A 22,488-nucleotide genomic window follows, 5' to 3' on the forward strand; every position below is an offset into this window, starting at 1 on the left:
ATTATTTTAAGAAAAATAATTACATGACAACAGACTTACTGATTCCTAACTATAACCTTCTTCGCGTGATAGGCGAAGGTGGCATGGCCACCGTGTATCTGGGCGAACATGCCAGGCTTGGTAACAAAGTAGCTATTAAAGTACTCAACTCCCACTACGCCCGCCACGAGCAGGTGCGCAGCCGCTTTTTGACCGAAGCGAAAGTGCTGGCTTCATTTCAACACCCGCACATTGTGGGGGTAAAAGACTTTTTTGAAGAAGGTGATGTGCTGGCCTTTGTGATGGATTATGTAGAAGGACTACCGCTGGATGAGTACCTCTACACCCACAACGCCTTGCGTGATCCAGCTAAAGCCATTGCCTTTTTTTCGCAGATACTCGATGCCTTCAGTTATGCGCACCAAAATGGAATAGTGCACCGCGACATCAAGCCTGGCAACCTGATGGTAACACAGGACGGACAAGTGCGCGTGTTAGACTTTGGCATCGCCAAGCTGCTGGAGACACCGGTAGGCGCGGCCAAGGCCACAGCTACCGGTACCATGCTAGGTACACCCATGTACATGAGCCCGGAGCAGATCAATTTAAAGCCAGGCGAGAGCATCGACCACCGTAGTGACATCTATGCGCTGGGCGTAACGCTGCACCAGATTCTCTCCGGCCGTCCGCCTTATGATGCTGATACCCATTCGGGCTTTGAAATGCAGCTAAAGATTATGACTGAACCCCTGCCACGATTAGAACATGTGCCAAACTGGCTGCAGCAGGTGGTAGATAAAGCTACAGCTAAGAAAAGAGAAGATCGTTTCCAGAGCTGCTCTGAATTTCTGCAAGCACTGAAAAGAGAAATAGGTGCTAGCAAAGAAGAGCAGCCAGTGTTCAAGCCTGTCTACAACAAAGCTTCAAGAGTAGAAGCCAAGACAGTGGCAATTGCCCCAGAGCAGCAAAAAACACAGATTGCTTCAGTCCCACAAGCCACACAAATACTTGAAAAGCCACAGACCACGCAGTTTATCTCTCCGGCTGCGGAGACCAAAGTAGTAGAACAGAAGGCGGGTTTAGATATAAGTAAGTTAGGTAAAGAGCCGGAAGAAAAAAGTAAAGCAATTTTATGGATCGGTCTTGCCTTGTTGTTAACAGTCATCTGCGTTGTAATGTGGCGAGTTATGATGAATGATGAGGAGTTCACTATTCAAGATGAACCTTTTGTCGTATCAAAAACAGTTGTCGATGACTCTTTTGTACAATATCATCCAGATCCTAATTTGTACTCAAGTCATTTTAAAGAACTGCTGCCCAAAGGTTATGACATTGGTATTGGTGATATTAATAAAGACAGTTTAGAAGATGGAGTAATAGCATACAACTACAAACAATATGCTGGATATAATGACACAATTCCTTCGCGGTTATTTGGTGTCTTGGCTATGATTAATAACGGAAGTTATTTAGTAGAATATGATAATTCATCTGAACTTTTTGAAAACGGTAAATACATGTTTCTCTTAAAGAAGTTAGCAAAAGTTGAAAATGGAATAATTTTTTTAGAAGGAATTGAAGTTGATAATATGAGAGGTGATATAAGAACTGCAAAGCTTGAAGTTGTTTTACGCGATAACAAATTATTCCGCCAAAAATGGTCTACAAAAATTAGAGGTAATTGGAGAAATAGATAGCTTTTGATTTTTTTTGATAAACATAACTTATTATATGTTAATGGTTATGCCTAATTAAAATTAAAGGTCTCAAAAAAAATATCAATTAAAATAATACCGAATCTTTTCGGTAATAAATAACTCTATGACAACAGACTTACTGATTCCTAGCTATAATATTCTGCGCGTGATAGGTGAGGGGGGCATGGCAACCGTGTACCTGGGCGAGCACGCCAGGCTAGGCAACAAAGTAGCCATCAAAGTGCTTAACTCTCACTATGCCCGCCACGAGCAGGTGCGTGGCCGCTTTCTGACGGAAGCTAAAGTGCTGGCTTCATTTCTGCATCCGCACATTGTAGGGGTGAAAGACTTTTTTGAAGAAGGTGATGTGCTGGCCTTTGTGATGGATTATGTAGAAGGACTACCGCTGGATGAGTACCTCTACACCCACAACGCCTTGCGTGATCCAGCTAAAGCCATTGCCTTTTTTTCGCAGATACTCGATGCCTTCAGTTATGCGCACCAAAATGGAATAGTGCACCGCGACATCAAGCCCGGCAACCTGATGGTAACACAGGACGGACAAGTGCGGGTATTGGACTTTGGGATTGCTAAACTTTTGGAAACACCGGTAGGCGCGGCCAAGGCCACAGCTACCGGTACCATGCTAGGCACACCCATGTACATGAGCCCGGAGCAGATCAATTTAAAACCAGGAGAGAGCATCGACCACCGCAGCGACATCTACGCACTAGGGGTAACGTTGCACCAGATCCTTTCAGGTCGTCCGCCCTATGATGCTGATACCCACTCAGGCTTTGAGATGCAGATGAAGATCATGACTGAGCCCCTGCCTCGGTTAGAACAAGTGCCCGAGTGGTTGCAGCAGGTAGTAGACAAGGCCACAGCTAAGAAAAGAGAAGACCGCTTTCAGAACTGCTCGGAGTTTCTGCAGGCGCTCAAAATAGAAACTGGCAACTTTAATGTAACAGGCTCCAAGCAGGATGAGCAACCAGTGTTCAAGACTGTCTACAACGAAGCAGCAAAAGTAGAAGCCAAGACTGTGGTAAGTACGCCAAGGCAGCAGAAGACACAGATTGCTGCTGCGCCACAAGTCACGCAAATACTTGAAAAGCCTCAGACCACGCAGTTTATTCCTCCGGCACAGGCAACTAAAGTTGTTGAGTCAAAGCCAGATCAGCAAATTGAGGAAGAATCAAGTCCACTGTCAGAGAAGATATTACTAGGTGTACTTGCCTTATTTGGAGTAGCATGGCTTTTATTACAATTTGTCGCAGATCTTAGAGCTGAATCCCTAAATGAAATCTATAATCTTTATGGAGGGTTACCAAATTATGTCCTAAATGTTTATTTATCAAATATATATCCTTTTGATAGTCCAGCTGTTTACTATAGTACAGAAATTATATTCCTAACGGGTATAATATTCACGCTTGCTTATTCGGCAATTCCTTTTGTAAGTAATGAACCTGATGAAAATAAGTATTGGGAGGCACTTAAACTTTTTGGTGCGCTACATTTTTTCGGCGGACCATTGATAAGTGGTGTTATTTTAATTTTAAAAATTTTGATATAGATTTTGATTGTAAACCTCTATGACAACAGACTTACTAATTCCCAATTATAACATCCTTCGAACTATTGGTGAAGGTGGCATGGCCACCGTGTACTTAGGCGAGCACGCCCGGCTGGGCAACAAGGTAGCCATCAAAGTGCTTAACTCTCACTATGTCCGTCACGAGCAGGTACGTAGCCGCTTTCTAACAGAAGCTAAAGTACTGGCTTCGTTTCAGCACTCGCACATTGTAGGCGTAAAAGACTTTTTTGAAGAAGGTGATGTGCTGGCTTTTGTCATGGATTATGTGGAAGGGCTTCCCTTAGACGAATACCTTTATACTCACAACGCCTTGCGTGACCCGTCTAAAGCCATTGCCTTTTTTTCGCAGATGCTCGACGCCTTCAGCTACGCCCATCAGAAAGGAGTAGTGCACCGCGACATCAAGCCCGGCAACCTGATGGTAACACAAGACGGACAGGTTAGAGTATTGGACTTTGGGATTGCTAAACTGCTAGAAACACCAGTAGGAGCAGCCAAGGCAACAGCTACAGGCACGATGCTAGGCACGCCGATGTATATGAGCCCAGAGCAGATCAACTTAAAGCCAGGCGAGAGCATCGATCACCGCAGCGATATTTATGCGCTGGGCGTGACGCTGCACCAGATCCTTTCAGGTCGTCCGCCCTATGATGCTGATACCCACTCAGGCTTTGAAATGCAGCTAAAGATCATGACTGAACCCCTGCCACGCCTAGAGCAGGTGCCCGAGTGGTTGCAGAAGGTGGTAGACAAAGCTACAGCCAAGAAAAGAGAAGATCGTTTTCAAAGCTGTAATGATTTTCTACAGGCACTCAAAAGAGAAACTCCATCTAGCAAAGTAGAGCAGCCAGTTTTTAAGCCTGTTTATAATGAAACTCCTAGAGTGGAGGCTAAGACAGTGGTAAGTACGCCTGACCAACAGAAGACGCAAGTAGCTGCTGCAGCGCAGGCCACACAAATACTCGAAAAGCCACTAACTACTCAATTTTTCTCTCCCGCTGCCGCGACCAAAGCAGTAGAACAGAAGGCGGGACTGGATCTAAATAAATTCGGTAGAGAGCCTAAGAAAAAAAGTAATTCCTTATACTGGATCATAGCAATTTTAGTGGTAGTTATTGGTGGTTTTATTTGGGGATCTATTGCAATGTCTGGTAACTCACCTTATTCTGATTCAGAGACTATAATAAGTGATGAGACCTTGGTTGAAGAGACCATAATTGAAGATACAACAGCTATCGAAGTGGATACTACTGCCGTACCAGAGGAGGTAACTGCTGTAGAAGAGCCCTTTGTTGTAACTAAATCAGTTGTTGGAGCTGCTTTTGAGGATGTGATATTTTCCATTTCTGGTGGGTTTCAAGTTCACCAACTGAGAAGAGTTCATGGTAATGGAAAGAGGTACAAAGCAATTGTAGGGGACATAAATGGCGATGGCCTGCAAGATGGTATAGTTGATTGTTCACTTATGACTTTTTCTTCTACCCAAGAAGGAGTGGATGGTTCTTCAATTCTTGTTGCCTTTATTAATACAGGCAAGGCATTAGTCATGGTCGATTATTCAAGAGAAGAAATGAGTCAAGGCTTTGTTTTGCAGAATATTAAAAACGGAGTGATTAACCTTAAAGGAGAAATATACATAGCAGCAAATGAGTCACCATCTAAAACTATAATAGTCAACAGACAAGTTATACTAGATAATAACAAACTCACAATTGTTGAATAGCTCATATATTGCTCGTTATGAGACTTATAGAATTCTGTGGCAAATAATACCCATTGACTAAGTTTTATTCGGAAAATGAAAAAATATATTATAGGTCGCTTAGATGAGAGCGATATAGCCATAAACAACCCAACAGTATCAAGAACTCATGCTGTTCTGATTTTATATCCAGATTCGACTTTTGAAATCCAAGATCAAAACTCTACTAATGGTGTAATGATCAATGGTAAAAAGATTGGCTCTTCTAAAGTAAATTTTGCTGATGAGATTAAGCTAGGCTCTCATAAAGTTGACTTGAACCAACTGTTACAGCTGTGTAATAAAAAAGAAGCTGAAAGAGCTGAAAGACTCCGTCAAGCAGAGCTACAAGTAGAAGCTAAAAAAAACCAAGACTTAGAGGCTGAGCTAAAGCAACGGGCTGAAGAAGCTGCTGCAGCGGAGAAGAAAAAAATAGAAATCGATGAACGAATAAAAGCTATTGCGCAAAAGCTACATGACGGAGAAAGTCTAACAGTACTGGCAGATGCGCAATTTTATAGTAGCTATAAAAAAGAAGTAGATGCCTACGTTAATATTCTATATACCCAGGCTCAAAAAGCGGCTGCCATACTTCATCAGCAACAACAAGAAGAGCAAGCCAAGCAGTTTGAGATTGAAAAAAGAAAAAGAGAAGAAGATGAATTGTTGCTGTTTTTGAAAAAGCAGAAACAACAGCATGAAGTTGATCTATATTCAGCTCATTTAGATAATGTGCTAGGTGCTGAACCAAGCTCAGCAGTATCAGATGAGTTTGATCTATATAATACGAAGCGAACTCTGCCCGCCTATCTAAAGGTCGGAGATTATAAACTGCACGATTCGGTTTTCCCTTTTTGTATTCAATTTAATGATACAAAGAGAGGTATAACTTTATCTGCAGATGGCTCAAAATCAAATGATCTTTTAGAGAATATTATTTTCAGGCTTATAGCTTCTAATACTCCTAAAAAGACTCTTGTTAAAATAGTAGATACTGAGAAAAAGGGGTTGGCATTCTCAAATTTAGTGGCGCTTAGTCCAAAGGTTATTGGGAACGATGTATTGGATACGACTCAGGAAATTGATCAATTTTTCGATGAATCAATAAAGAAATCTGGTGAACTGGTACTAAGTATATTAAAGAACCAGTACACCAACATAGCTACTTTTAACAAAGAGAATCCTGATATGGCATTGCCGGTAACTCTTTTGGCAATTTCTAACTTCCCATCAGGTTTCGATCGTGAGAGAACTAAGAAACTGCTTGAGCTGCTTAAAATTGGCAATAGGGTAGGGCTATATGCCTTCATTAGTATAAATAAACCTGCTCTGGAAGATTGGAAGACAAAGCACCAGGATCTGCAACCACTTGTAGACGAGTTATTCCAAAACTTCTTAACGATAGAGCAAAATACTGTTTCAGAATATTCAACTGATCTATATCCTTCTGCAAACTATACTGTAAGCTATAACACATTACCACAAATACAGCATTTAATAAACAACATTAATGAAGAGGTAAACAAAGTAGTTACGCTTAAGGTAGATCTTAATAAGCGCTTGGGCGACTACTGGCAGGAAGACTCTTCTTATGGTGTGAAAATACCTGTTGGACAAACAGGAATGAATGTACAACATTTCGAACTTGGTGGTGAAAGTAATGTTCATCATGCGCTTATAGGTGGTGCAACAGGTTTTGGTAAATCTGTGCTCTTACACAACATAATTGTAAATGGAGCGCATCTCTATTCTCCAGACAATCTACAATTTATTTTACTTGACTATAAAGAGGGCACAGAATTCAAGCTATACTTAGACTTGCCACATGCTAAGATTTTATCTATTGGTAGTGAGCGAGAATATGGTCTGAGTGTTTTCGAATACCTGGTAGAGGAAATTAAGAATAGGGGTGAAAAGTTTAGAGAGGCAGGAGTTGCTAACATTGGCGATTATCGGAAGGCTACTGGCGAAAGTATGCCACGGTTTTTAGTTGTGATAGATGAATTTCAGGTTTTGCTTTCAGGAAAGGACAATGTTAGTAACCAATCAAGTAGCCTGTTAGAAGATTTATCAAAGAGAGGTAGGTCATTTGGCATTAATCTTCTCCTATCATCTCAGACTTTAGCTGATGTGGAAGTTAGTACTTCTACAAAAAGCAACATAGGCTTAAGAATTGCGCTCAAATTAAACGAAAGCGATTGTGATAGAATTTTACATTACGAGAACACTTTGCCATCTACCTTTAGTAGAGCAGGCCAAGCGGTTTATAATGATAGGAATGGTTTAAAAGTAGGTAATACAGAGTTTCAAGTTGCTTACTTATCTAATGATGAGTTAAAAGAGAAGGTTACCAGAATTGCGGATGAGTACGCTAAAGTAGGTAGTTCTGCAGTAGAGAAGTTTGTTTATGATGGTACCATCAATGCAACTGTTAACGATAACCTTGCTCTATCTGAAGCTATTGGAAATGATGCATTTGTACCGAATGATGTTATTTCAGATATATACATAGGTGAACCATCTTACCTCTCGAAGCAAAGTGTAAAAGTGAGGATAAAGAGAGAGCCACAGTCAAATGTTTTAGTCTTAGGACAGGATAGTGCTTCTGTAGTTTCTATTTTTTACAATTCCTTCTATCAGCTAATAAAGCAGAGCTCTCCTGAGAGTGAGTTTTATCTATTCGATTTGTTTAATATAGATTCAGGCTTTAAGGGGCAGCTAGACGGACTTAAGGATTTAGGCGATGTAAAGTTATTTAGCAGAAGCAGAAACATCGAGGAAGTTGTAGAGCGCGTTTACGAAGAATTGCAAAAGCGCATAAGTGATGATGACGAAGGTAGTAAGAGAATTTGTATTGGTATTACAAATGCTCAATCAGCCAGAGAGCTCCGAAAAGCGGACTGGGATGTACCGCAGGTAACACAGCAACTAATTAAGTTAATGAAAGATGGGCCAGATTTCGGAATACACATCTTTATGCATTACTACTCTTATGCGTCTTTCAGAGAAATTTTCGATACTAATGTTATCAATGAGTTTGAAAACATCATTGCTTTAAAAGGTGATGATTCTACTGAAGTCTTTGACTTCTCTGCTAAGCCTGTTACTCAGGAAAGAATTGGCCAAATAAAGTACCCACACGGGAAGTACAAAATTGAAGGTTTCAGAATTTACAATAAAATATAACCTTTTACTATATATATATCATATGTCACATATTTCCTTATCACCTGCCGAGCTTGAGTCTATCATAACTAAGATCAGTAGTTTTAAACAAAACTTCGAAACTGATATTAAGAAAATCAAATCTTATTCTGAAGGCTTAAGTCAATCATGGAAAGATCCACAGTACCCTATCTTCAAGGGTGAGATCAATAGTTTCTACAACGTTTGTCACAATCAAATTGAGACCCTACATAGGTTGGAGTCAAACTTGAGATCTTTAAAGAAACAAAGTGAAGAAGCAATTAAAATTGCTAAGCAGTTTGGACGCTAGAATAAACATTACTTGTGAGTCTTTGGAATAAGAAGTAATACAAAGTACATAAATAAAATAGCCAGGTATAAATTAGACCTGGCTATTTTGTTTACACGGTTTATATTAAACCTATGCATTTCTATTTATCCTTTCTTATAGTCCTTTAGGTAATATTAAAAATGACAAAGAGGTTATACTTGATTATAATAGCTTCACTATTAATCTTTTTATCTATAAGTTATGGCTTACATTCTTTAGGGTATGTAAACATTCACTACACTAAAAATGATAACTTGTTTTTCGAAGGTAAAATAGCGCTTGTGCCCTTTGGAGAAATTAGAAACTCTGAAGTTCAGTATGTGAAGGCCCAGATTGAAAAGTTTTATGGATTTGAAGTTGATGTTTTAAATAGAGCTAAAATGCCAGCTAATGCTTTTTACAAGCCACGTAGCAGGTACAAGGCAAGTAAGGTATTAGATCATCTTATAGCCACTAAATCTGTAGAATATGATAAGGTTATTGCATTATCTAATGACGACATTTCTGCTAAAGTTAAAGGGTATAAAGACTGGGGAGTAATAGGACTCGCTTATCTGGGGAATTCAGCTTGCATTGTATCTACTTACAGGCTAGGAAAACAAAAAGTAAGTAGTGATAGATTTAAAAGTAGATTGGCAAAAGCTTCGTTGCATGAGCTAGGCCATACGTTGGGTTTGCCACACTGCGATAGAACTGATTACTGTTTTATGAATGATGCAAAAGGTAAAGTTTCAACGATTGATAGAGCAAATCTAACTTTATGTGATTACTGCCAAAAACAGATTCTGATCTATCAACTTTAAGGTTTAATTCTGCCAGCTATTATTTGCTCTATATTTCCACATTTGTTTTTTTGCTGCTTAAGCATATCTAATTGATGTTACTATGAAATTTATATTATAAGCATATAATATAGGGTATTATATATGCGTTATTCCTAGCATTAGATTCAGCACACTTTATGTTACCGTAAGAGTCAGCTTTGTTTGTTTAGCTACTCGAAAATCAGAAGTATAAAATTAGGTTATACAGATTGAAGAAGCTTATACTGTTCCTCGCACTATTACTAATAACATCATATTTAATGAAAGATTTTCTTCTGGAAAAGAGATTATCTAGTGATGCTGTCATAGATAAACTTAGTATTGATAAATCTGAGAGAGAATTAAGTGTTTATTCTAAGGGCAAGCTACTTAAGACTTATTCAATATCATTGGGTAAAGAGCCTATTGGAGATAAGCAGTTTGAAGGTGATAATAAAACTCCAGAAGGCTTATACTTTATAAACGGAAAGAACTCTCAAAGTAGTTACTACAAAAATCTAGGCATTTCCTATCCTAACTCTGAGGATAGAAATGAAGCTAAGAAACTTAGTAAGTCAGCAGGCGGAGACATCAAGATTCATGGGTTGCCTAACAAATTGCCATTTCTTGGCCGATTGCACCGCATTACAGATTGGACTGCAGGATGTGTAGCAGTTACTAATGAAGAAATGGATGAGCTATTTAATACTGTAAAGATGGGTACACCTATTGAAATCAAGCCATAATCAAAGCACATAAGGCATGTACAGGTTTGTTGCGACTCTTATTGTAATAATGTTATTGAATACACAGAAGGTGTTTGCTAATAGTAACTATTCTGGTCTAAACAAAACTTTCAAGAAAATAGAGAATCTGTATTCTAGAAAAAAATATGAAAATGTTCTTAATGAAATCAGACTATTAGAAAATCAAAGGTTTGGTAAAAATGGGAAATTAAAGTTCTCTTTAAAAGATGATGTAAGGTATTATCATTTGAAATTATCATCTAGGGTCCAACTGAAAAGATATGGATCTCTAAAAGAAACTGTTGCTCTTTATGAAAGGCTTCTTGCTTTAGATAGTACTAAGTACTACTCAGCAATGGATCATTATGATACATTTAATGATTACCTAAAACAAGCATCGGAGAATTTGTTCAAAAAGAACCAAATCGCCTTTACCAGAAGATTAGTAAATATTTTGGCTTCACAAGGAGATACTACTTGGGTTTATAAAAAAGCTTATCCAGACAGGCAATCACTACAGTTTCTAGATAAAGAAAAGCTACATAAGTTCTTGAAAAACTATGACTATACTAAAATAGATAGTATTGCTTTAGCCACTACAAAGCAAACAAGTATAGAAAACCAAGCTTGGGCTTTAACAAAAGACTTTACTTATGATTTTCAAAAAGTACGGGCCATATACATCTGGATAGTCAATAACATAGATTATGATCATACCTATAGAATTTACGATGAAGAACGTACTTTTAAGAGTAATACCGGCGTCTGTAGTGGGTTCAGCTACTTATTCAAAGAGATGTGTAATAAGGTCGGCCTAAAAGCTAAAAGTATTATTGGTGTTGCTGATAATGGGGTAGAAATAGGAGGCCATGCTTGGAATTCAGTTGAAATTGAAGGCTACCCATTTTTAATTGAGAGTACCTGGGCATCTTGTGTTAAATATAAAACTGAGTACTACTATCTGATCAGAGAAAAGGATTTAGCGAAAACTCACAAAGCGGATCCGTTAAAGAATAATTTACTGGAATATTAGTAAATTTTTATTCTATCCTGTGCTAAGTCTCTAATGAGTATGGGGCTTTCTACAGCTTCTAATCTTATCTAATGTATATTAATATCAAAATAGCTAATATCGGTACAAGAAGTTAATAAAATAGTGTAACAGGTTGATATTGAGTTGCTAGGCTAATGTTTTAATTTAATTGTAATTTATTCGAATATATTCTTTATTTAATGTTTCCTATTTCAAAAGTATAATAAGGTTTTAACTCCAATACTTTAATATAATCAGCCCTTTTCTCAGGGTATCTACTAATTTTATTGAATAGTTTACCTCGCTTTAAATAGTATTCAGCCTCATATGGATCTATTTCGATTGCCATTGAGTAATCATTTAAAGCACCTTTGTTATCTCCTTGCAATTCTTTTGTTTGTGCTCTTAAAAAATAGAACTCGGGATCATAAGGCATTAACTCTATAGCTTTTGAATAATTTAGGATCGCTCCACTTACATCTGGAATCCCTAATTGTGCTTTGGCTTTTTGTTTATAAGTGTACTTAATTGTAGGATCTGCTTTTAATGCTCTATCACATTCTTTAATAGCACCTATAAAGTCATCATGATTTATCATTAAAAGTATCTTATCAAAGATATACTCTCCATTAAAAATATCTTCATTACCAATAGCTAAATCATAATATTTTAAAGCTTCATCATAGTTTCCATATTCACTTTCAATTTCAGCTTTAACAGTATGATAATATCCTTCAAAATTAAAATAGCCTAGAGTATTAGCCTCATCGCAATCGCGTATAGCTCCTGTATAATCACCATTTTTTGATTTAACAAGGCATCTTAGTCGATAAACTGAGGAGTTGTAACTGTTGTTTGGGTACAATTCAAGAATTTCATTGCAATCTTCTATAGCTCCTTCATAATCTAGCAATTGAAATTTAGCATATGCTCTGATATGAAGTCCGCCAAGACTTTGGTCGGCTAGTAAAGTGATCAGTTGGTAATCTTCATTTGCGCCATTATGATCACCAAGTTTATTTCTTAATTCAGCTCTTAATTTATAATTAAAAATAGAAGGTTCGTGATTTATTACCCAATCAATAATTTCCAAAGCGCCATTATAATCACTTATATCCATTCTAAATCTAGCAAGATCTAAATAGCGAGGTATCTTATTAGGTGATAGTTCTATCAGCGTATTATATTCTTCCATAGCACCTAAATAATCACCATACTTGGCCCTTAATTCAACTCTAACTCTGAAGTAATACTGTTCCACTAGATTAGAATTAAGCTCCTCCATCATTCCTGAAATATCTCCAGAAATTGCCTTCACTTTAGCTCTTTCGATGTATAGTAACCAATTGTCAGAAGTTAATGCTATGGCTTTATCATAATCATTTATTGCTCCTTGTAAATCACGAAACCAATTACTGCTTTTGGCCTCAGCTCTTTTTATATAATATTCAGCACTTTCAGGGGAATATTCAATAGCTTTATCGTAATCTTTAATCGCATCTTTGTGCTTGCCTAATTTGACTTTGAGCTCTGCACGCAAAATATAAAATTCGATTTCTGAAGGTTTTCTTGTAAGTACAATGTCTAAATCATTCACAGCATCAGAAAAATTTCCTAATTTTTCGTGAATTTTAGCTCGTTTAATATAAAGTTTAGTTCTGCTAGGCTGTAATAAAATAAGTTTATCAAAATCTGAAAGAGCATTCTGCTGTTGATTAAGACGCAGATAAATCTCAGCTCTATTTAGTAAATAATATCCCTTTGATGGTGTTAGTTCTATTATTCTAGAATACTCTGCAATTAGATTATTACAATATTCTTCATGTTTTGGTTGATTCTTTTCTAGATGCCTTTTTAGAATTATTTCTTTACAAAAAGCCTTTTCGCAGTACCCATTAACATCCTCAGGGTTAGAGCTAATGTGCTGGGAAAAATCATTAATTGCAGCTTCGTAGTCACCGAGGTTTTTATAGCATATGCCACGGTTAAAGTAAACGGGTGTTTGATAATCCTTGCAATTTTCTATAATTCTATCCAAGTCCTTAATAGCCTCAACGTATTTCTCTTCTGAAATATGAGATATTGCTCTATGTTCCAGAGCGGAATAAAGTAGAGTGTTACTTAAAGATTGGAAATTAATGACCTCGGTAAGATCATCAATTGCTGATTTATGAGAGCCTATTTTCTGCTTACATAAACCGGTCAATAATACTAAATTTTGCCATTCGTAATGAAAAGTATCGTCAGTAGTCGTTTTTTCGATGTAGGTAGAAGCATTATAAAAATAATCTATTGCATCACCATATTCCTCCTGTTTATAAAGAATTTGACCCATAAAAAAAACTGCTAAACCATTCTCGCAATCCTGTTCAAATGCAACACTACAGTCATCAAGTGCTTCGTCTAATCTATCTGCTTTAATGAGTGAATATGCTCTAGCACAATATGCAGCTGGGTAATGAGAGTGAATTTCAATTGCTTTTGTAAAACATTCTATAGCTTTAATAAAATTAAAGTCTATATACATAAGGCCTAAAGTATAGTTATCTAGCGCTTCTTTTGCTATTGAATCATCTACTAAAGGTGTACTAAAATTAACAGGTGTGGGAGGAATTGATATATCATTTATTAAATGAGATTCTGGTTCAACAGCTTTAGTAGCAATTATAAGATCATCTACTTCTTCCCTTTTAACACCTAGGTGAACAAGTATTTTTTTTATCTCATCTTCTGTAAATTTTTCTAAACCACAATAAATAAAATTACTGTCAGTAGCTATGCCTTGAATATCTGATATATGAAACCAACTATCTGTAATAGGTGATGTTTGCTGTATATAAACGATAGGCTTTTTAAATAACACCAACCCCTGAATACTATTGATAGCTCTTACTTGATAAAGTGATTGGCCTAATAGCTTAATATTGTTGTCTAAGGAAATGTAGGGATTATTGCCAACCATAACATTTTTTCCTGCTCTCCAATTACCCGTTTTTCTAGGTTCTATTCTTCCTCCATAATCCTGAAAGTCGATGATACAAACTGTGTTATTAGTAATTAGAACTGCATCGTATGGTTTATGATGAATGTAAACATTACCAACAAGAGCTAAAAATTTGTCTTCATCAGTCCAGGTTTCTCTTAGCCTTTCAGCTAGATCTTTAAATAACTGATTCTTAAATGAGGTGTTAAAGTAGGGGGCGTGGGAGAAAATATGTAAAGGCATAATAGTTACAATAAGAATCTAAATATATAAATATAGATGCTATTATAAAACTGAGGTATGCTACTTGGGATGAAATAATTGAATTGGCAAATTTTATGACACCTAACCAGTATCTACATACAATCACTACTTTTTATACTTTCTAGTAGACCGTATTCATGTAAGGCAAGACTAAAATCGTTTTTCATTTTTTCTTTCAGATGGTCGGGCTCTATTACTACTAATTTATTGCCAAAGCTCAGCAGTTTTGCTTTTAGCTCTACATTAATACCTACCTCAAGTGTAAATGTATTATTTGCATTATTTAGTAATTTTTGAGAGCTGTGTATAGGCTTTGTTTCAATGTATTTTCTATGGGACGCAACAATTTTAAAAATTACTGTTTCTATACCTGTAGCAGGTATACTAACACCAATAAGGTGGTTAAGTTGATCCAATAATTGTGTGGCATTCTCAGGTGCTTGTAGTTCATTGGTTTGTTTTACGTCAATAATTCTATCGAGCGGAAAATTTTGAAGACACTTATAATCCTGATTATAGCCAATAAAAAACCAACGACCATTATATTCTTTTAACAATAAAGGGAAAGTATCAAAGTCTGCCGGAGCTTCATAAGAGAAGGGTTGATAGGAGATGGTAAGGCCTTGCTGTGCTTTGGTATAAACAAGTAATTTGCTTAACCATTTCTGAGCAGCAGGGTACTCAGTCTTCTCAAATTGTATGTAGGAGCGCTCATCATCTTTTTTAGCAGATAATACATTCTGCAGCTTTTCTTCAACCTGGCGCAATGCTTCCAATTGACCTAATTCGCTAAACTGCTCCAATACGGAAAGTGAATTTCTGATCGTCTGGTAATCTTCTTCTGTTAGAGGTGTGTTAGTGATAGAGAAGTTTCTGTCGCTATAAAAATAATAGCCTTCTTCGCAAACTATAGGTGCTTCGTAACCAAACTTGCCGCTGCGCATATCCTTTATATCTTCCTGCACACTGCGCTTGCTTATACCTTTATACACGCCTTCATATTCCTCAAGTGCTTCAGAACATTCTTCCATTAAATCGTCTAAAGTATATCTGCGGAATTTATTTCGGAAACATCTGTCTAACACCTTTAAGCGGACCAGTTTATTCTTATTCGCCATATATTTTTTAATATATTTGAGAAATGCAGAAAGGCTGCACTTTAGTATAATACTTTTGTATCATGAATAGAATATCACTGTCCAATTTTAGGATTTTCCAGAAGGCAACAGCGTTTGATCTTGCCCCTATCACTATACTTACCGGCAGAAATAGTTCTGGAAAATCTTCCCTAATTAAAGCTTTTATTCTATTAGCTGATTTTATTGGTTCAGAAGAAAGCCATTTAAGACTAAATCTAAATGGTGAAAGAGCTTCTAAACATAAAATTAACAAATTTGAAAACTTAAAGAATTGGTTTGAGGAGGATAATGAAACAATATTATCTTATGAAGATGATGAATATGTGTTCACACTTACCTTTCGACTTTTTGTAGAGCCAAATTTTGCAGAATTAGATAGTTTACATATAGAACTTAAGCCCTTAAAAGATATACTAAAGCTTGAAAATGCTTATGGATCATATGAATTATCAGTATCTCAAAATTTTATAGACTTTACTACCAAGGGTGACGCAGACAAAGATATACTCAAGAGTCAGGCTGAATATCTCAATGAATTCAAAATAATCAAAGAAGAGTTTAAGAAGCTTTCATCTATACTACATTCTAAAGACGATTTTAACTATGGTTCGCGAGGAAATGGATCTTCAGTTGATTCAATGGTGGATGTAGTTGAGCAAAGGCAAAAGATTGAAACTAGGATGGCTTTGCTCAAGTCAATTATCAATCCAAACTATTTTAAAGATAAAGGTATCAACTTCCAATCAAATGTTGATATTGAAAACTTTTATAGACCAACAATTCCAAATTTGATTAAAGATTGTTTGTTAAAGTATGTAGACACAAATACTTCTTACAAATTTTCAAACAAAGAAGAGCGAAGGTATATTTTAGATTTTACTGATAAGCTAAAAAAGTTGATGAGCTTTACTTCTTATCATTTAGGACCTAATAGGACATTTCAATCGAGATTATACAATAATGATCATAATGGAAGTGAGATAAACAAAATAATTGAAGACTTTATAATACATGAACCTGTACACAACTCAGAAGCAGGGTTATTTCTGCGTAAGTGGTTGAAAAGGTTCGAGATAGGCGATTTACTATCCGTAGAGCAAATAGAAGGAACTGCTACAAAAGTAGAAGTACGGCAGAAAGGCAGGTTGGTAAACTTAGCAGATTTAGGTTTTGGTGCAGGTCAAATTCTCACTATACTTATGCATGTTACCGCTATCATTGAGAGAAAGCTATCCAATTCAAAGCATTCAGAAACTATTCTTGTCTTAATTGAAGAGCCAGAAGCAAACTTACATCCCAAACTACAATCTTTATTAGCAGAGTTCTTCGCCGAAGCTGCTCTAAAATATAATCTGCAGTTTATTTTAGAGACACATTCCGAATACTTAATTAGGAAGGTGCAGGTGCTGGTGAAGGAGAAAAAACTTAACAGTTTATTCAAGGTGTATTACTTTGATGAAGAGGGGCCTTACGAAATGAAAATGCGGGAAGATGGAAAGTTCATTGATGAATTTGGAGAAGGCTTTCTAGATGAATCAAGAAAGCTTGCTTTTAAAGTCCTTTAGCCGATATGAGACTACACATAGACAAAGCCAATTTGATTAACATCTTTCGTGAGGATGAGCACTATCTTCAAAAAGATGTCATCAAAACTATGAAGCTTAACCTTGATGTACAGTTTAATTTCTCTAAACAAGAAATAGGAGCTGATGAATTTCTTTCGATGCAAATGCTTCAATTTACTGAGGGTATTGGAGAAGATGTTGATCATTTTTATGAAGAAGAGAATTATGTACCTTATCTAATTGACAGCGATGTACACAAATCTCATCCAAACAAACAATCTCTTTTCCTGCTAGATAATCCAGCAGAAGTAATACAAGAATGTAAATTAAATGGGGGTTTATTGATTCAAGGTTTAGGTGAGGAGTTTGACCTTTTTGAAAAGTTGTTTCTATTCAGAAAGGATGCTGGTTTTCATAAAGGATTGAAAATAGGATCTGATCATCTAAAATCGTGGCCATGTTTAAGCCCTTATGCACTGCCATTCACGGATCTAATTTTGATAGATAATTATATAGCAAATGACTCTTCAATTTTAGATAGCAACTTAATTGATTTGCTTAAGAACCTTCATCTTAATAAAAGTATAGAAACTAACATAGTCATATTCACAGATAAGACTAAACAGGCTATCAGTATTGATAACCTAAGAAGTAAGATAATTAAGGCAATAAAGAAAGTTACTGGAAAATGCCCCAAAGTTACCATAGTGCTTTGGAAAGAGTCAAAAGATAGAAAGCATATAGATTATGGTAACCAATACACCGAACATGACCGAACTATACTTCTGAACTATGTTAGGTTTAAATCTGGAGACTCTTTTAATTACTTCAATAGTAGTGGAGTGAAAATCACTCTTGGAAGAGAATTGGATATATTCAGTTTGGCCAATAGAGATAATTTTATACTTGCTAAAGATATTATCAATGACTTGAATAAGTATATAGCTTGGGCAAAGGAAAAAAACTCTGAAAACATACAGGGCGACAAAAAGTCAAATTTTTTAAAATTTTAAATTCCAATGCAGAAAGGCTGCACTCCCTGCCCGTACCTTTGCATTATAATTACAGAATAACACATACCCATGGCCGATAAGAGACCTACCATAGATTTTATTTTCCGCATCACGAACGATGTGCTTTGGAATACCTTTAAGAAGAATGAGATTGGCGATGTGATGCTACCCTTTGTGGTGCTGCGCCGCCTGGACTGTATACTGGAGCCGCAGAAGCAGGCGGTACGCGATGCCTACCTGAACTTTAAGGACAAAGTGCAGCCCGACAAGCTGGGACCGATCTTGGAGCGTGCCGCTGGCGGCCTGAAATACTACAACACGTCGCCTTACGATCTGCGTGCCCTAACACAGGATGCGCAGAACGTGGAGATCAACTTCCGGGCCTACATCAACGGCTTCAGCCCGAACGTGACCGAGATTATGGAGCACTACCAGCTTGATAAGGTGGTGGCCCGACTGGTGAAGAATAACCTGCTTTACGAAATGGTAGCGGCCATTGCAAAAGTAGACCTACACACCAGCGCCGTGAGCAACCACGACATGGGCTATGTTTTCGAGGAGCTGATCCGTATCTCGAATGAGCAATCTAACCAGACGGCGGGAGAGCACTTTACGCCGCGTGAAGTGATTCGCCTGATGGCCAGCGTAATCTTCAGCACCGAGAAGGAGGAACTGAAACAGACAGGGGTGATACGCACCATTTACGACCTGGCCTGCGGTACGGGTGGTATGCTCACGCTGAGCAAGCACTATGTGCACGAGCACATTAACAAGGATGCTAGCCTGAACATCTTCGGGCAGGAGATAAACGAGCAGTCGTACGCCATTGCCAAGTCGGACCTGTTGATTACGGGCGAGAATCCGGACAACATACGCCACGGCAACTCGTTCTCGAACGACCGCTTCCCGGACCGCAAGTTTAACTACATGCTGGCTAACCCGCCCTATGGTGTAAGCTGGAAAAAAGACGAAATCTTTATAAAGCACGAGGCGCTTAACCCGATGGGCCGCTTTAATGCAGGCTTGCCGCGCACGTCGGATGGGCAGTTCCTGTTTATCCAGCACATGATTTCGAAGATGGACCCGCAGGGCAGCCGCATAGGTATTGTTACAAACGGTTCGCCGCTGTTTACCGGCGATGCGGGCTCTGGCGAGAGCGAGATCCGTAAGTGGATCATCTCCAACGACTGGCTGGATGCCATCATTGCGCTGCCGTCCGACATCTTCTACAACACGGGTATTTATACTTATATCTGGGTGGTAACGAACAAGAAGCAGCCACACCGCAAAGGCAAAGTGCAGCTGATAAACGCCACTGACCTGTATGTGCCCATGAAGAAGAGCCTGAACTTTAAACGGAAGCGCATTTCGGATGATCAGATTAAGGAGATTACCCGCCTGTACGAGGCTTTTGAAGAAGGCCCGCAGGTGAAGATCTTTGATAACGAGAGCTTTGGCTACTTCCAGGTAACGATAGAGCAGCCGGTGCGCAAAAACGGCAAGGTGGTGCTGGATAAAAACGGCGAGCCAAAGGCCGATAGCAAGAAGCGCGACACCGAAAATATACCACTCAACGAGAATATAGAGGAGTACTTTGTACGCGAAGTGAAGCCGCATGTGCCGGATGCCTGGATAGACTTCAGCAAGACGCGCATTGGCTACGAGATAAACTTTACTAAGTACTTCTACCAATACCAGAAGCCGGATGATTCTGCTAAACTGAAAGTTGAGATTCAGAAATTAGAGGAATCTATAGTGGGGCTTTTAGAAGAGATTTTGAACGACTAAGAAGGTATGAGCAAACAGTACGAAGAGTATAAAGATTCAGGAATTGAGTGGCTGGGGGAAATTCCATCGCATTGGGGGATTAGCTTTCTTAAACATACAGCAGATTTTGTTAATGGCGCTGCCTTCAAACCTGAAAGCTGGCAAGATGAAGGAATACCTATTGTTAGGATTCAAAACCTGAATGGTAGTCAAGATTTCAATTATGTGGATCCTTCTTTAGAAGTAAATAGAAACTGCTATTTGTCTGGTGGTGAACTTCTATTCTCATGGTCTGGGAATATTGGAACTTCTTTCGGTCCATTCTTCTGGCAAGAAGAGAGAGAAGCATACTTAAACCAGCACATATTTAAAGTAACTAACTATGAGCTGCATACTCGCTACTTCTATTGGTTATTAAGAGCTGTTACCAAATACATTGAGTCTAAGACACATGGTATTATTGGTATGGTACACATCACCAAAAAGGAACTTGGTGGGATACCTATACCTAAAATTAGCTACGAAGAACAAGAAGCAATTGGGGATTATATAGACTATAAAACCGGACAGATTGACAAGCTTATTGCTCAGAAAGAAGAGTTGATGAAGCTGTTGCAGAAGAAGCGCCAAGCCATCATCAACGAAGCCGTAACGCAAGGCCTTAACCCCGACGCTCCCCGCCGCGATTCAGGTATACAATGGCTCGGCGAAATTCCTGCTCATTGGGAGGTGAGTAAGATTAAAAGGATAGCGCAAGTTAAACGCGGTGCTTCACCACGACCAATCGATGACGAGAAGTACTTTGATGAAGAAGGAGAATATGCTTGGGTTCGAATTTCAGATGTTACTGCAAGCAACAAATACCTTGAGCGTACAGAGGAATCTCTTTCTGAATTAGGTTCATCATTGAGTATAAAAATGAATCCTGGTGATCTATTTTTAAGCATTGCAGGCTCTGTGGGTAAACCAATTATCACGAATATAAAATGTTGTATTCATGACGGTTTCGTTTGGTTTGAAGATTTAGATATTGATAGAGAGTTTTTATACTATATCTTTTTAAGTGGTGAAGCATTCAAGGGACTTGGGAAATTGGGGACTCAACTTAATTTAAATACAGAGACCGTTGGAAGTATCGATATAGCCATACCACCACAGGATGAAATTAAGGCCATAGTTGAGTATCTTAATAATCAGACTTCAAAACTTGACAGTTTATTAGGTGAGCTAAGATCTCAAATACTAAAAATTAAATCCTATCGTCAATCCATTATCAGCGAAGTGGTAACGGGTAAGGTAGATGTGCGCGATGTAGTGCTGAACGAAGTATAAATAAAGGCGATTAAGGAGACTATAAGTAAAATTTTAGCTAATGGTAATTGATAAAACTCTACGCGCTGATTTTAAAAATTGGCTTGTACAAGAGGCTCAAGTAAATGGAGTAAGCCCTGAACAGAAAAAGAAATCTATCAGCAGTATCGTATCAAATGCTTTGTCGTTTGATGTGGGATGTCAACAACTATATTACATAAAGAACCAAACTGCAACCACAAACTGGGAAGATACCTTTGCCACTATTTCAAGTACATTTCCTGGCGTCGTTAAAGGCGATCGTTTCTCAGCTGTTCGGTATTTAAGTTTATCTTGGCATTACCCGCAGGGGCTGCCACAAACAGTTGCAGAAGGGCCTTTCAGAAAAAATACCAGCAATAAGATAGTTACGCCAAAACCTAAAACAATTAAAACTACTGTTGTTAAGCAAACTATAAGCGCTACTGCTATTGCGTCTGCACCTGTAAATTTCCAGCCAAGCGTGTATCATTACGATCCAGTTGAAATGCGCAGAGCATTTAAAAGCAGGCTTGGTACGCAAGAACGTGACTATTTACAAGAAGGCATCCGCTTTCCTATCAGAATGTTACAGCTTAAAAGTTGTGCGGGATTGGTTCCTACTATGTCAACTTATTTTCAGCATCAGATAGATACAATCGTTTTTCTTTGTACTGCACATCGTAACCCCGACAATGCAGCATTTTATTCGGCATATGAAGAAGTATTGTTTAAGGACATAACACAAGTGCGAGCAACCGTAAAATCTGCTGGGCCAGTTTATGAACTGCAACGCCAGGGAGATGCGCATTGGTATACCATTTTGCACCGCACCTACACACGCGCAAACGGAAGTTTCCGTGAAGATGGTGTTGTCAATCTCACTGTTCCGGAAGCCAACTTTATGAAGCTACTAGGTAATGGAAAAGACCTAAAGCCGGCACTCTTTGCGAAACTAACATTAGACCACAGAGATTCTTTTCACTCCATCTTAAAGAGCTATAAAAACACAAAAGGTAAGGCTATGGATGGTTTGCTTGAAGTTTCATCTATAGTTAAAGATATGGCTCTAAAGCGCGGAGTTAATATTAGCAAACGTCGCTTTCATAAAGATGAACTCAAAACACAGCGATCCATCTATACACAGTTAGCGCAAGATCTAAATGCGCAGCCCCGTATAGTTGCTTGTTTAATAGATGAAGTTGAGTTTATCAATTCCCAAAGTCAATTAGAGATCATGGAGTTTTCTATGAACAGTAAAAAAGGGAAAGATAAATTTGATTAACCTTTTAGCAGTAAGAGTAGCTTACCAATA

14 protein-coding genes are annotated in these 22,488 nt (G+C 38.0%); 12 read left to right on the forward strand and 2 right to left on the reverse strand.

What is annotated here, in order from left to right; all coding sequences use genetic code 11:
- The first annotated feature begins 23 nt into the window (after nt 1-23).
- From Q1A23_RS17935 to Q1A23_RS17965, 7 genes are all read left to right on the forward strand, one after another.
- On the forward strand, nt 24-1,676 hold the full coding sequence (locus Q1A23_RS17935; protein ID WP_299825997.1) for a serine/threonine-protein kinase: 1,653 nt from the start codon (nt 24-26) through the stop codon (nt 1,674-1,676).
- Nucleotides 1,677-1,800: 124 nt separating this feature from the next.
- Nucleotides 1,801-3,252, forward strand: coding sequence for a serine/threonine-protein kinase (locus Q1A23_RS17940; protein ID WP_299825998.1), 1,452 nt, complete (start codon nt 1,801-1,803; stop codon nt 3,250-3,252).
- Between the two features lie 19 nt (nt 3,253-3,271).
- Nucleotides 3,272-4,996, forward strand: a complete 1,725-nt coding sequence (locus tag Q1A23_RS17945) for a serine/threonine-protein kinase (RefSeq protein ID WP_299825999.1) — start codon at nt 3,272-3,274, stop codon at nt 4,994-4,996.
- A 75-nt stretch (nt 4,997-5,071) separates the two neighbouring features.
- Complete coding sequence (locus Q1A23_RS17950) at nt 5,072-8,200, forward strand: FtsK/SpoIIIE domain-containing protein (protein WP_299826000.1); 3,129 nt, start codon at nt 5,072-5,074, stop codon at nt 8,198-8,200.
- A gap of 471 nt (nt 8,201-8,671) precedes the next feature.
- The gene (locus tag Q1A23_RS17955; RefSeq protein WP_299826001.1) at nt 8,672-9,334 is read left to right on the forward strand and encodes a zinc-dependent metalloprotease family protein; all 663 of its coding nucleotides are present in this window, start codon (nt 8,672-8,674) and stop codon (nt 9,332-9,334) included.
- Nucleotides 9,335-9,615: 281 nt separating this feature from the next.
- On the forward strand, nt 9,616-10,080 hold the full coding sequence (locus tag Q1A23_RS17960) for a L,D-transpeptidase family protein (RefSeq protein ID WP_299826002.1): 465 nt from the start codon (nt 9,616-9,618) through the stop codon (nt 10,078-10,080).
- A gap of 16 nt (nt 10,081-10,096) precedes the next feature.
- The gene (locus Q1A23_RS17965) at nt 10,097-11,113 is read left to right on the forward strand and encodes a transglutaminase domain-containing protein (protein WP_299826003.1); all 1,017 of its coding nucleotides are present in this window, start codon (nt 10,097-10,099) and stop codon (nt 11,111-11,113) included.
- A gap of 193 nt (nt 11,114-11,306) precedes the next feature.
- Here the strand turns inward: Q1A23_RS17965 and Q1A23_RS17970 are convergent, their stop codons facing one another.
- Nucleotides 11,307-14,339 (reverse strand): tetratricopeptide repeat protein, encoded by a 3,033-nt coding sequence (locus Q1A23_RS17970; RefSeq protein ID WP_299826004.1) that lies wholly within the window; start codon nt 14,337-14,339, stop codon nt 11,307-11,309.
- Nucleotides 14,340-14,452: 113 nt separating this feature from the next.
- Nucleotides 14,453-15,478, reverse strand: a complete 1,026-nt coding sequence (locus Q1A23_RS17975) for a WYL domain-containing protein (RefSeq protein ID WP_299826005.1) — start codon at nt 15,476-15,478, stop codon at nt 14,453-14,455.
- Between the two features lie 62 nt (nt 15,479-15,540).
- Between Q1A23_RS17975 and Q1A23_RS17980 the strand changes: the two genes are divergently transcribed.
- The 5 genes from Q1A23_RS17980 (at nt 15,541) to Q1A23_RS18000 (ending at nt 22,458) form a co-directional block, all read left to right on the forward strand.
- A complete protein-coding gene (locus tag Q1A23_RS17980) occupies nt 15,541-17,064 on the forward strand; it encodes an AAA family ATPase (RefSeq protein WP_299826006.1) in 1,524 nt (507 codons plus the stop codon).
- Between the two features lie 5 nt (nt 17,065-17,069).
- Complete coding sequence (locus Q1A23_RS17985; RefSeq protein WP_299826007.1) at nt 17,070-18,077, forward strand: hypothetical protein; 1,008 nt, start codon at nt 17,070-17,072, stop codon at nt 18,075-18,077.
- A 69-nt stretch (nt 18,078-18,146) separates the two neighbouring features.
- Complete coding sequence (locus Q1A23_RS17990) at nt 18,147-19,865, forward strand: class I SAM-dependent DNA methyltransferase (RefSeq protein WP_299826008.1); 1,719 nt, start codon at nt 18,147-18,149, stop codon at nt 19,863-19,865.
- A gap of 6 nt (nt 19,866-19,871) precedes the next feature.
- Nucleotides 19,872-21,176: a restriction endonuclease subunit S gene (locus Q1A23_RS17995; protein ID WP_299826009.1), complete on the forward strand. Its 1,305-nt coding sequence runs from the start codon at nt 19,872-19,874 to the stop codon at nt 21,174-21,176.
- Between the two features lie 40 nt (nt 21,177-21,216).
- On the forward strand, nt 21,217-22,458 hold the full coding sequence (locus Q1A23_RS18000) for a hypothetical protein (protein WP_299826010.1): 1,242 nt from the start codon (nt 21,217-21,219) through the stop codon (nt 22,456-22,458).
- The last annotated feature ends 30 nt before the right edge of the window (nt 22,459-22,488 follow it).

Source organism: uncultured Pontibacter sp., from assembly GCF_947492645.1.
Classification (GTDB): Bacteria; Bacteroidota; Bacteroidia; order Cytophagales; family Hymenobacteraceae; genus Pontibacter.

What these genes read in the sequence shown, in the direction of transcription:
- Q1A23_RS17970 (WP_299826004.1), bottom strand. Translation starts at nt 14,339, where the DNA reads ATGCCTTTACATATTTTCTCCCACGCCCCCTACTTTAACACCTCATTT.
- Q1A23_RS17940 (WP_299825998.1), top strand. Translation starts at nt 1,801, where the DNA reads ATGACAACAGACTTACTGATTCCTAGCTATAATATTCTGCGCGTGATA.
- Q1A23_RS17965 (WP_299826003.1), top strand. Translation starts at nt 10,097, where the DNA reads ATGTACAGGTTTGTTGCGACTCTTATTGTAATAATGTTATTGAATACA.
- Q1A23_RS17990 (WP_299826008.1), top strand. Translation starts at nt 18,147, where the DNA reads ATGGCCGATAAGAGACCTACCATAGATTTTATTTTCCGCATCACGAAC.
- Q1A23_RS17950 (WP_299826000.1), top strand. Translation starts at nt 5,072, where the DNA reads ATGAAAAAATATATTATAGGTCGCTTAGATGAGAGCGATATAGCCATA.
- Q1A23_RS17955 (WP_299826001.1), top strand. Translation starts at nt 8,672, where the DNA reads ATGACAAAGAGGTTATACTTGATTATAATAGCTTCACTATTAATCTTT.
- Q1A23_RS17975 (WP_299826005.1), bottom strand. Translation starts at nt 15,478, where the DNA reads ATGGCGAATAAGAATAAACTGGTCCGCTTAAAGGTGTTAGACAGATGT.
- Q1A23_RS17980 (WP_299826006.1), top strand. Translation starts at nt 15,541, where the DNA reads ATGAATAGAATATCACTGTCCAATTTTAGGATTTTCCAGAAGGCAACA.
- Q1A23_RS17945 (WP_299825999.1), top strand. Translation starts at nt 3,272, where the DNA reads ATGACAACAGACTTACTAATTCCCAATTATAACATCCTTCGAACTATT.
- Q1A23_RS17960 (WP_299826002.1), top strand. Translation starts at nt 9,616, where the DNA reads ATGAAAGATTTTCTTCTGGAAAAGAGATTATCTAGTGATGCTGTCATA.
- Q1A23_RS17985 (WP_299826007.1), top strand. Translation starts at nt 17,070, where the DNA reads ATGAGACTACACATAGACAAAGCCAATTTGATTAACATCTTTCGTGAG.
- Q1A23_RS18000 (WP_299826010.1), top strand. Translation starts at nt 21,217, where the DNA reads ATGGTAATTGATAAAACTCTACGCGCTGATTTTAAAAATTGGCTTGTA.
- Q1A23_RS17935 (WP_299825997.1), top strand. Translation starts at nt 24, where the DNA reads ATGACAACAGACTTACTGATTCCTAACTATAACCTTCTTCGCGTGATA.
- Q1A23_RS17995 (WP_299826009.1), top strand. Translation starts at nt 19,872, where the DNA reads ATGAGCAAACAGTACGAAGAGTATAAAGATTCAGGAATTGAGTGGCTG.